We start from the raw sequence: 1,657 nt of genomic DNA on the forward strand, positions 1-1,657 counted from the left end.
ACCCGCTGCTGTTCGGCGTGCTGGTGTTCGTGAACCTGCAGGCGGCGTTCCTGTCGCCGCCGGTGGCGATGTCGGCCTTCTACCTGAAGGGCGTGTCGCCGCCGCACGTGACGCTCAACCAGATCTTCGCGGGGATGATGCCCTACATGCTGATCGTGATCCTGTGCATGGTGTTCATGTACATCTGGCCGGGGCTGACGCTGTGGCTGCCGCAGTACCTGTATGGATGAAGCGCCGCTGGCAGCACTGTGAGCGGAACCGGCCGGCGAAGGCCGGCGCTCAGCGCCGCCGCTCCACGTACGGCCGCGCCTGCAGCAGCACGATGCGCTCGCCCACGGTGGCCCATTCGATGTCCTGGTCGACGCCGTTGAACGCACGCTTCACCGCCGCCCCCACGGTGGCCAGCCGCACCACCAGATCGTCGGTCAGCACGTGGCGGCCGGCCTCCACCGGTACTTCCTTCACGCCGCCGTCCTTGTCCAGCTGCAGCGCGGTTTCTTCGGCCGAGCGGCTCAGCACCTGGATCGCCTTGGACCAGCTCGAGTACATCACCTGCTCGGCCACGCGCCGCCCCTCCACCACGCGGATGCCGATGCCGCGCTTGGCCGAGATGTAGGTGACGTGCGGGTGGCCGGCGTCGAAGGGGTCGCGCGTGATCATCACGCCGGCGCTGGTGGCATCAATGGYCGTCTGCACGAACACGCCCATCAGCACCGACTCGGCGCCGAAGCCCGCGGCGCTGCGCGCCTCCCAGGCCTCGGGGTTGAACACCGAGGCCCAGACCTTCTTCACCGCGAGTTCGAGCGCGTCGCCGGTCTTGACGTTGGGCACTGTGGTGTAGAGCCCCGCGCCGCTGAAGCCCGGCAGGTCTTCCGAGTTGGACGAGCTGCGCACGAACACGCCGCCACCGCCGAGCTGCGCCTGCCATGCGGCGCGCCACGCCGCCGCATCGGCCGCATCGACGGGCCACTGCGCGATCTCGCCCTGCAACTGCGCCAGCGCCTTCTGCCGGACCTGCGGATCGCCCGCGAAGCCGGGCTGCTGCTGCATGCGCGCGATGCGCTCGGCCAGGCCGTTCGCGTGCATGAAGCGGTCGTAGTGCGCAAAGGGAATGCAGAAGCCGTCGGGCACGGTCGTGCCTGGAATGCGCGCGGCCAGCACGGCGCCGAGATTGGCGGCCTTGGCGCCGCACTGCGCGCTGTTGCGGGCGCGCAATGACGCGAGCGGCAGCAGGCGGGTTTCACGCAGGTCCGGCTTCGCGGCCTTGCCGCTGCCTGGCAGTGCGCCGGTGGCCGCCGCACGTGCTGCGCGCGGCGGCAGCGCGGCAATTTCTTCCGCCGTGAGGCGGCGCACCTGGTAGCCCGAGGCCGCCACCTTGAGCGCCACCCACTGCCCTGCGTGCTCGCGCAGCACGGCCGCGGCATCGCGCACATAGGCGTTGGGAATGCCCCAGCCCTTGGCGAGCAGGTTGACGTGCGAGAGCGCCGTGGACGGCCGCTCGGTCAGCACGCCGGCCACGGGCGGCAGGCCGATCGGCACCTGGCGCAGCACGGCGATGTCGCCCGGCAGCAGCGCGTTCAATGCATTCGCGCCGGAAGCCTCGTCCACGATGCGCACGCGCCCCGTGGCCGTGCCCAGGTTCATCGGCATGTAGGGC

Annotated in this window: 2 protein-coding genes; one reads left to right on the forward strand and one right to left on the reverse strand. The window is 70.7% G+C overall.

Features of this window, described 5'->3' with window-relative positions; translation table 11 throughout:
* On the forward strand, positions 1 to 230 hold a 230-nt coding region (locus AC1DOC_RS32755), incomplete at its 5' end, for a TRAP transporter large permease subunit (RefSeq protein WP_478131450.1).
* A gap of 49 nt (positions 231 to 279) precedes the next feature.
* Here AC1DOC_RS32755 and AC1DOC_RS32760 read toward each other — a convergent pair.
* Positions 280 to 1,657 (reverse strand): PEP/pyruvate-binding domain-containing protein (locus AC1DOC_RS32760; protein WP_478131451.1); only part of this gene is annotated, 1,378 nt, incomplete at its 5' end.

This window comes from Variovorax sp. 01T439_2 (assembly GCF_056398445.1).